This is a genomic window from Streptomyces sp. HSW2009 (genome assembly GCF_040240285.1).
Classification (GTDB): Bacteria; Actinomycetota; Actinomycetes; order Streptomycetales; family Streptomycetaceae; genus Streptomyces.
On the sequence record NZ_JBEHZD010000323.1, the window covers coordinates 1 to 9081 of the forward strand.

Annotated in this window: 7 protein-coding genes and 3 pseudogenes; 7 read left to right on the plus strand and 3 right to left on the minus strand. The window is 75.2% G+C overall.

The features are described 5' to 3' along the window. Positions 1 to 257: pseudogene (locus AAHZ94_RS21950) on the minus strand (hypothetical protein); the annotation flags it as partial. 323 nt (positions 258 to 580) lie between these two features. On the opposite strand from AAHZ94_RS21950, the gene AAHZ94_RS21955 reads away from it, so the two are divergent. The 5 genes and pseudogenes from AAHZ94_RS21955 to AAHZ94_RS21975 all read left to right on the plus strand — a co-directional run bounded on the left by AAHZ94_RS21955 (position 581) and on the right by AAHZ94_RS21975 (position 5207). After that, on the plus strand, positions 581 to 1159 hold the full coding sequence (locus AAHZ94_RS21955) for a TerD family protein (RefSeq protein WP_349994691.1): 579 nt from the start codon (positions 581 to 583) through the stop codon (positions 1157 to 1159). A 499-nt stretch (positions 1160 to 1658) separates the two neighbouring features. After that, positions 1659 to 2021, plus strand: coding sequence for an ArsR/SmtB family transcription factor (locus AAHZ94_RS21960; RefSeq protein WP_349994692.1), 363 nt, complete (start codon positions 1659 to 1661; stop codon positions 2019 to 2021). Continuing rightward, positions 1978 to 2922 (plus strand): annotated as a pseudogene (locus AAHZ94_RS21965) (P-type ATPase actuator domain-containing protein); the annotation flags it as partial. The gene AAHZ94_RS21960 and the pseudogene AAHZ94_RS21965, both read left to right, overlap by 44 nt. Positions 2923 to 3082: 160 nt before the next feature. Further along, on the plus strand, positions 3083 to 4231 hold the full coding sequence (locus AAHZ94_RS21970; RefSeq protein ID WP_349994693.1) for a MerR family transcriptional regulator: 1149 nt from the start codon (positions 3083 to 3085) through the stop codon (positions 4229 to 4231). Between the two features lie 289 nt (positions 4232 to 4520). Further along, complete coding sequence (locus AAHZ94_RS21975) at positions 4521 to 5207, plus strand: hypothetical protein (RefSeq protein ID WP_349994694.1); 687 nt, start codon at positions 4521 to 4523, stop codon at positions 5205 to 5207. Here the strand turns inward: AAHZ94_RS21975 and AAHZ94_RS21980 are convergent. Continuing rightward, positions 5153 to 5434, minus strand: a complete 282-nt coding sequence (locus AAHZ94_RS21980) for a hypothetical protein (protein WP_349994695.1) — start codon at positions 5432 to 5434, stop codon at positions 5153 to 5155. The genes AAHZ94_RS21975 and AAHZ94_RS21980 overlap by 55 nt on opposite strands. Positions 5435 to 5475: 41 nt before the next feature. Here AAHZ94_RS21980 and AAHZ94_RS21985 point away from each other — a divergent pair, with 41 nt between their 5' ends. Together AAHZ94_RS21985 and AAHZ94_RS21990 are read left to right on the plus strand one after the other, a co-directional pair. Next, entirely contained in the window at positions 5476 to 6057 is a 582-nt protein-coding gene (locus tag AAHZ94_RS21985) for a GNAT family N-acetyltransferase (protein WP_349994696.1), read from the plus strand. 242 nt (positions 6058 to 6299) lie between these two features. Then, positions 6300 to 8486, plus strand: coding sequence for an MMPL family transporter (locus AAHZ94_RS21990; RefSeq protein ID WP_349994697.1), 2187 nt, complete (start codon positions 6300 to 6302; stop codon positions 8484 to 8486). 184 nt (positions 8487 to 8670) lie between these two features. On the opposite strand, the pseudogene AAHZ94_RS21995 reads toward AAHZ94_RS21990, so the two are convergent. Next, a pseudogene (locus AAHZ94_RS21995) lies at positions 8671 to 9081 on the minus strand (hypothetical protein); the annotation flags it as partial.

Consider the following 9081-nt stretch of genomic DNA (forward strand, 5'->3'; position numbering starts at 1 on the left):
CCCCCCCCCCCCCCCCCCCCCCCCCCCCCCCCCCCCCCCCCCCCCCCCCCCCCCCCCCCCCCCCCCCCCGCCCCCCGGCCCCCCCCCCCCCCCCCCCCCCCCCCCCGCACGGTGGGCGCCGGGGCCGCACACTCGCCCCAGTCGCCACGTGGCGACAACCCACCGCCAGCCGGCCGCGCTCCACCGCGTACCCTTACAGACGCCCGCATGTCCGACTTCTCCACGTCGGGCCCTTCGCGCACGTGGCTGCCCGGCATCCGACTGCCGCACATCCGGCGCTTCCGCGGGTCGAGGTCCCTCCGGCGGGGCGCGCCGCCCCGGGCCGCTCCGCGCCGGCTCCCGCCCCATCGGGCCGGCGGCGAGCGGGCCGCCAGCGGACGGGGCCCGCCCGGGGCGCCGCCGCCCCGAACCGACACCATCACCGCCACCCCCCATTCATTCTTCAGTTGCGCAAGCCGGGAACTATGGCGTGACGCGCCCCGTTGGGTTCGGGTGAAGGGCGCTGGTCCGGGGGCCGGGCCGGGCGCCCGTGCCGCGCGGACAGAGCAGCGGACAGCGCAGACGAAGGAGAGCACCACCGATGGGCGTGAGCCTCGCCAAGGGTCAGAACGTCGTCCTCAACCAGGACGGCACGCCGCTCGCGGACGTCACGGTCGGTCTCGGCTGGGACGCCCAGCCGGCCGGCGGCGCGGCCATCGACCTGGACGCGTCCGCCGTGATCTGCGGCGCGGACCGCAAGGTCGTCTCCGACGACCACTTCGTCTTCTACAACAACCTCAGCAGCCCGGACGGCGCGGTGCGGCACACCGGCGACAACACGACCGGCGAGGGCGACGGGGACGACGAGCAGCTCATGGTCGACCTCGACGGCCTCGGCGAGGGCGTGGAACAGGTCGTCTTCACCGTCTCCATCCACGACGCGGAGGCCCGCGGCCAGAACTTCGGCCAGGTCAGCGACGCGTACATCCGGGTCGTCGACAACCTCACCGGCCGCGAGATGTGCCGCTACGAGCTGTCCTACGACGCCGCCGAGGAGACCGCGATGGTCTTCGGCGCGCTCTACCGCAGGGCCGGCGACTGGAAGTTCCGCGCCATCGGCCAGGGGTACGCGTCGGGGCTGGCCGGCATCGCCAAGGACTACGGCGTGGCGGTGGGCTGATGGGTCAGTGCCCGGGCGCGAGCGCGGATGCGGGGCTGAGCCCCGACCTGGACCGGACGCGGGCGCGGATGCAGGGTTGAGCCCCGGCCTGGGCCGGACGCGGGCGCGCGTACGCGGAGGCCGAGCGCCGACCTGGCCCCGGGCGCGGGCGCGCGTACCGTCGCGGAGGCCGAGCGCCGCCCCGGGCCGGACGTGGGCCCGTACCCGACACGGATGCCGGAGCTGACCGCCGACGCGGGCGCGCCCCGTTCCGGCCACGGCGCGCCACCACCCGGCAGGGCGCACCGCCGCGTACCCCGTCGCCCGGGTGGCCAGCCCAACACCCACCCCGCTCCACCCCACGACCACGCCTCGCGAACGAGTCGAAGCCCCAGGCCAGGCCGGTGGGCCCGGCGCGCACGCGGCGGGCGGGCCGCGGCCTGCCCGCCGGCCCGGTGTCACTGCCGGCACCTACACTGGGCGCCTGGGGCCGCGGGGTGCCCCCGAGGGGAGAGCTAGCGTGTCCGGACCTGTCGGTGACTTCGACGACCCGCCGGCCGAGGTGCTCAACGAGGCGGCTGCCGCGTTCGGCCTGCTGGCCGCTGCGGCGCGACTGCACATCGTCTGGGCGCTGGCGCAGGGCGAGAGCGACGTCACGGGGCTGGCCGAGCGGGGCGGCGGCGCGCTGCCCGCGGTGAGCCAGCACCTGTCCAAGCTCAAGCTCGCCGGCCTCGTCTCCTCCCGCCGCGAGGGCCGCCGCCAGGTGTACTACGTCGCCGATCCCGACGTGGTGACCGTGGTCCGGCTGATGGTCGGACAGCTCGCCGCCCGCGCCGCCGATGACACCGCGGCGCCCCGCAGACTCCGCAGGACCGGTGCCTGAGGCGGCTGCGGCGCCGGCATCGAACCCTCCTCCCGACCCGACCGCGCCATCCGACCCCGCCGCCCCGCCGACCATCGGCGCCGCGGCGGACGCGCTGGCCGGGCTGACCGCGCTCCAGGTGCTCCGCACGCTCGACAGTTCGCCGCGCGGGCTGACCGACGGCGAGGCCGCGGCGCGGCTGGACCGTGCCGGCGGGAACACGCTGCCCGCGTGGCGCGCGGTGCCCTGGCCGCGCCGGTTCCTGCGCAGCACGCGTGACCCGTTCACGGCGGTCCTGCTGCTGCTCGGCGTGGTCTCGGCGCTGGTGGCGTCCTGGGGCACCGCCTGTGTGATCCTCGCCCTGGTGCTGGTCAGTTGCGTCCTGCGGACCTTCGGCGAGCATCGCGCCGCCCGGTCCATGGCCGCCCTGCGCGAACTGGTCGCCACCACCGTGACGGTGCTGCGGCGCGATACGGGGCAGGCCCAGCCGCGCGCCCGCGAACTGCCCGTGGACGAACTGGTGCCGGGCGACGTGATCAGGCTCGGCCCCGGCGACCTGGTCCCCGCCGACCTGCGGCTGCTCAGGGCCGCCGGGCTCACGGTGCAGCAGGCCGCGCTGACCGGCGAGTCCGTGCCGGTGGTCAAGGAGCCGGTGGACGCGCCAGGACCCGGCACGGACGGCCTCCTGGCCCGGCCGGAACTCTGCTTCCAGGGCAGCAGCGTGGCCAGCGGCACCGGCACCGCCGTGGTCCTGGCGACGGGGCAGGCCACCCAGTTCGCCCGCGCGCACACCGAGCCGGGGCCGCAGCGGGCCAGCGCCTTCGACCGCTCCGTGCACGGCATCTCCTGGACGCTGGTCCGCTTCATGCTGCTCACCCCGCCGCTGGTGCTGATGGCGGGCGCGGCGGCGGAACGGGGCGGGGCGGTGCCACGGGGGAACGGGGCGGGCCGGCGGTCAGACCGGCATCGGGCGCGTCCGGCCGCGGCCAATTCGGCTCCGCTGCGGGCGGGTTACTGCCACGTCCGGGTCCCGTCTTCGCCAGGACACATGGCGGTGACGTCGGGACCCTACACTCGCTCGCGTGAACCAGGCATCGGGGGACGGCCGGGAGTACCGCGTCGCGGAATTGGGCCGCGCGGCGGGGGTCAAGGTGCGCAATCTGCGCTACTACCAGGGCCGCGGGCTGCTGCCACCGCCGCGCTACGTGGGCCGGGTGGCGCTCTACTCCGAGGCGCACCTCGCCCGGCTGCGGCTGATCAGCGACCTGCTGGCGCGCGGCTACACGGTCAGGGGGATCGCCGAACTGTTCGCCGCTTCGGACCGGGGCAGTTGCGTCGCGGAGTTCCTGGGCTTCGAGGAACACTTCGCCGAACAGCAGCCGGCGCGCGCCGGCCCCGCCGACGCACCGGTGGTCACCTGCCGCGCGGAGCTGCGCGAACGCTTCGGCGACCAGCTCACCGACGAGACCCTGCACCGCGCGGCAGAGCTCGGCTACCTCACCGTCGACGGGGAGACCATCACCCACCCCAGCCGTCAACTCCTTGACAGAACAGAGGAGTTGGTACGCAGCGGAGTCCCCCTCGCCGCACTCCTCACGGTGAGCGCCCTGGTCCGCGACCACACCACGGAACTGGCCGAACACCTGGCCAGCGCCGTCCGCACCCATCTCATCGACGGCGACGGCAACAGCGACAGCGACAGCGACAGCGAGGGTGGCGCTAGCGAGGGCAGCGGCGACAGCGGCAGTGGGGGCGTCCGCGAGGACGGGGGCGGCAGCGGAGACACCGAAGCCCCCGCAAGCACCGACCCCACCAGCAGCACCGACCCCACCGGCCGATCCAGCCGCGCCCCACACGCCACCCCGCGCGACAGCGCCACCCCCGGCGCACCGACCCCTCGCCCCCGTACGCCGACAGCCGGGCGAGTGGCGAGCGCCATGGACACCCTGCGCCCGCTGGCCGGCGAGTTGGTCCGCGCCGAGTTCGCACGGGCGATGGGCCTCCAGGTGGCGGCCGAACGCGCCCACCACGCCCCGACGCCGACGCCGACTCCAGCGCCAACCCCGGCCCCAACGCCAGCCCCACCCCCGGCCGCGACGCCATACGAGAACGAGGCACCGCCCACCGGCCCGACCGCCACCCCGGCGCCGGCTCGTACCACCGCAGAACCAGCCCCCGACGCCACCCACGGGACAGGCACGGACACGCCAACCGGGCCGAACACCGACTGAACCACCCCGCACCAACCACCACTCCCGCCCCACGGCATGATCACGCCAACTGCGGCCCCACGACCGGGTTCGACAACGACGTCATAGCTGCACCTAGCCGACCCGTCGTGCCGTCGATCGCAAAACTGACGCACCGTCAAAACCTGCCTGACCGGCCGAAAACCGCTCTGAGCTGATCTTGTCAATGGCCATTGGCAGCTTTAGGCTCAGGCCCGTTACCTCGCGTAATGAGCTCGGTTCATGTTGTGCGCGGACCCCGTTCCGCGCGGTTGCTCTGAAGGAGCCCCTCATGACGAACCGCACGCACCGCTCCCGCGTTCTGACCACTTCCGCCGCCGGCGTCGCCGCGGCAGCCGCCATCGCGCTCTCGCTGGCCGGCACCGCGACCGCCGAGTCGTCGGCCCGGGCGGCCGGCTCCACCACCGTTTCCCCGGCGGGCCACTACTTCGCCGCCAAGCAGTCGGGCAACGTCGTCCTCAAGGCCGGGCCGCTCACCGTGACCTGTGCCGTCTCCACCTCGCAACCGGCCGGCAGCGGCAGCGCCAACCAAATACCGGCCGCGCCCAACAACACCAACGCCAGCGGCCCGGTGTCCGGCACCATCACCGCGCCCAGCTTCGAGTCCTGCACCAGCAACGTGCCGGGCCTGAACGTCTCCATCGCCACCTCGGGCACCTGGGGCATCTCGATCCAGCACGGTTCGCCGATCACGGCCAACCTGTCGACCCCGAGCGGCGGTCTGGTGATGAACCTGACCGGCGCCCTCACCTGCACCGGCACCTCCGGCGCCGCCAGCGTCGGCGGCACCTGGACCAACGGCGCCCCGGCCAAGCTCGCCTACGCCGAGTCCAGCGTCCCGGTGACCATCACGGGCGGCGCCGGCTGCCCGACCGACATCACCTCGGCCACGCTCAGCGCGGCCTACGACGTCTCCAACGTCACCGACCCGGCGGCCGGGCTCACCGTCACCGCCTGATCCCAAGGAACCGCGCCAACAGCCCGTACGGACCGCGCCGCGGACGCCAAGAGGCCGGGGGGGGGGGCCCCCCCCCGCCCCCCCCCCCCCCCCCCCCCCCCCCCCCCCCCCCCCCCCCCGCCCCCCCCCGCGGGGCCGCGGCGCGGGGCGGGGCGGGCGCCCCCCCGCCCCCGCGCGGCCCCCCGCGCCCCCCCGGCCCGGGGGCGCCGCCCCCCCCCCCGTCCCACCCCGCGACCGCACCCTCCCGCGCCTCCCCTACCGTTGGCGCATGCCTGCCACCCCTGCCCCGGCCTCGCTGACCCAGGCCGTGCCCCTCGTCGACGGCGTGCTGATCCGCCCCGCCGCACCGGCCGACGCACCGGCACTGGCCGCGGCCCTGCGGCGCAACCGCGAGCACCTGCGGCCGTGGGAACCGCGCCGCCCCGACGACTTCTTCACCACCGAGGGCCAGCGCATCCGGCTCCAACAGCAGGTGCTTGAGCGGCACTCCGGGCGCGAGTTCGGCTGGCTGCTGGTGGACGGGACGGAGATCGCCGGTTCGATCACGCTGACCGGCATCGTGCGCGGCCCCTTACAGAACGCCTCGCTCGGCTACTGGGTCGCCGCCGACCGGATCGGCCGCGGCCTGGCCAGCGCCGCGGTGCGCGCCGTGTGCGCGACGGCCGACCAGCGCCTGGCCCTGCACCGGGTGCAGGCCGGGACGCTGCCGGACAACGTGCGCTCCCAGCGCGTGCTCGCCAAGTGCGGCTTCGACCGGATCGGCACCGCCGAACGCTATCTGCACATCGACGGCGCCTGGCGCGACCACGTCCTCTTCCAACGCATCCTCAACGACCACGAACCGATCTGAACCACCGCCTCACCCCAGCCCCGCCGGCGCCTCGCCGCTGCTGGCCGCCGCCTGACCGCCGTTCGACCACTCGCTGACCGCCGCCGGCCCGCCACCGGCCCGCGCCGGAACCCACCGGTGCGGTACGGACCTGCCCGTGCCGTGCCGTGCCGCGCGTACGGCCGTTCGAGATGCGGGCCGGGGCGCGCGGACGGATGCTTGCTGAACGCGACGATCCGTTCGGGGCGAGCGGGAGGGCAGGGATGTTCTCAGGTCTGGGCCGTCTGGTGGTACGGCGGCCGTGGTGGGTCATCGTGGCCTGGGTCATCGCCGGTACAGCGGTCATCTCGCTCGCCCCCAAGCTCACCTCCACCAGCGACGAGGCGAGCTTCCTGCCCTCCAGGTACGAGTCGATCAAGGCGTCGGACCTCCAGGAGAAACAGTTCCCGCAGCAGCAGAACGTGGGCGCGATCATCGTCTTCCAGCGCGCCGACCGCGCCCGGCTGACGGCGGCCGACTCCGCCGACGTACGCAAGGTCGCCGACCGGCTGGCCCGGCAGAAGATCCCCCAGGTGCAGGACGTCAGCGCCGCCCCGGTGGCACCCAACAAGCAGGTGCAGACCGCGATCGTGGCCATGCCCAAGCTGAACAACCCGGACGACACCGCCCAGCAGGACGCCGTCCAGAAGATCCGCGACGACCTGCCGTCCGCGCTGCGCGGCACCGACCTCACGGCGGGCGTCACCGGGTCGGCCGCACAGGCCCTGGACGAACGCGAGTCCGCCGACCGGGCCGGGGTGCTGGTGGCCGTCGGCACCATCGTGATCATCGTCGTGCTGCTGCTCGTCATCTTCCGCAGCCCGCTCATCGCGCTGCTGCCCGTGGTGCTCATCGGCCTCATCGCGCCGCTCGCCACCGGCCTGATCGCCAGCGCCAACGAGCTCTTCGACATGAAGACCGACAGTTCCATCCGGGAGCTGCTGACGGTGGTGCTGTTCGGCGTCGGCACCGACTACATCCTGTTCCTGCTCTTCCGCTACCGGGAGGCGCTGCGCGCCGGCGAGGACGCCAAGAGCGGCATGGTGCACGCCGTGGAGCGGGTCGGCGAGGCCATCGCATCGGCCGCCGGCGCCGTCATCGTCGCCTTCGCCGCGCTCGCGCTGTCCACGCTCGGCATGCTGAAGTCGATGGGCCCGGCCCTGGCCATCGCGGTCTTCGTGACCCTGCTCGCCGGCCTCACGCTGGTGCCCGCGGTGGTGTCGCTGCTCGGCACCCGGATCTTCTGGCCCTCGCGCTCGTGGCGGGCCGAACCGTCCGGCGCCGGCTTCGCCCGCTTCGGCGCGCTCCTCGCCCGCCGGCCCGCGGTGTGGGCGCTGGCATCGGCGGTGTTCATGGGGGCGCTCACGGCGGGCGCGCTCGGCTACCGCGCCAACTTCGACCTCGCCGGCTCCTCGCTGCCCAAGTCCAAGGAGTCGATGGTCGCCCAGCGCGACATGGAACGGGGCTTCCCCGCCGGCACCACCGACCCGAGCTCGGTCTACCTGGACGCCACCGACGGCCGGCCCCTGGACCGCGCCGCCGTGACCGCGCTCCAGAAGCGGCTGCGGGCGGTCGACGGCGTCGGCTCGGTCGACCCGGCCACCCTCAGCAAGGACCGGCGCACCGCGGCGTACGAGGTGGTGCTCACCGACCCGCCCGCCTCCGACGACGCGCTGGACACGGTGCGCACCGGACTGCGCCCGGCCGCAGACGAGGCGGCCCCGGCCGGCACCCGGGCCCTGGTGGGCGGCACCACGGCGGTGTACGTGGACATCAACAAGGCCGTGGACCGCGACTACGCCGTGGTCTTCCCGGTCGCCGCCCTCTGCATCATGATCATTCTGGGGCTGCTGCTGCGCAGTCTGGTCGCGCCCTGGTACCTGCTGCTGTCGGTCGCGCTCGGCTTCGGTGCCACGCTCGGCGCCACCTCGCTGCTCTTCCAACAGATCGGCAGCCAGCCGGGGCTGATGTTCATGCTGCCGGTGATCATGTACCTGTTCGTGGTGGCACTGGGCACCGACTACAACATCCTGATGGTCTCCCGGCTCCGCGAGGAGGCCCGCGAGGGGCGCGAGCCGCGGGACGCGGCGGGCACCGCCGTACGCCACTCGGGGCCGACCATCGCCGCCGCCGGCGTCATCCTCGCCGGCACCTTCGCCACCCTGATGCTCGCCGGCAACGCCACCCTGTCGCAGATGGGGTTCGCCCTGTCGTTCGGCATCGCGGTGGCCGCGTTCGTGATGGCCATGATCTTCACGCCCGCCCTGACGGCGCTCATCGGCCACACGGCGTGGTGGCCGGGCCACGGCGACCGCGGCCGACCGTCGCCCCGTACACCCGCCGCGACCACCGCCCCGCACTCCCCTGCCGACCCGCCCGCGCACCCGCCGCAGGACCCACCCGGCCCTTGAGAACCCGCCCGTTCCCTGAGAGCGGGCCCGGCCCCGGTCACGTACGGCGGTGTGACGGTGCGGCCGGTGCGGTCCTCGGACGGCGCGGTGGTACGGCGGTACGGCACGGCTGGGGCCACCGGTTACGGCGGGTGCAGCAGGCGGTTCGGTACGAGGCGGGTGAGGGGCGGGGCGGGGTCGTGGCTCAGCGGGGCGCGTCGGCGGGGGTCGGCTGGCCGTCCGCGTCGGCTTCCGGGTCCGGGTCCGGGGCTGAGTTGCGGTCGGTGTCGCAGTCGGTGTCGCGGTCCGCGTCGGGGCGGAGGGCGGGGGCGGTGCCCGAGGCGGGGGCCGTACCGACGGCAGGACCGGTCGCGGCGGTCGGAGCGGTGCCCGAGGCGGGACCGGCGCCGGCGGCCGGGCCGGTGCCCGAGGCCGGGTCGACGACCGCCACCGGGACCCTGGTCAACCGGTCTCCCGCCGCTTCGGCGGCATCCGGTGCGTCCAGTGCGTCCGGTGCGTCCGGTGCCGGTGCGGGCGACGGGGCCCCTGCCGCCACGGGGACCGAGGCGGGCCGGTGCGCGGGGCCGGCCGCGGCGGCCGACGCCGCCACGGGTTC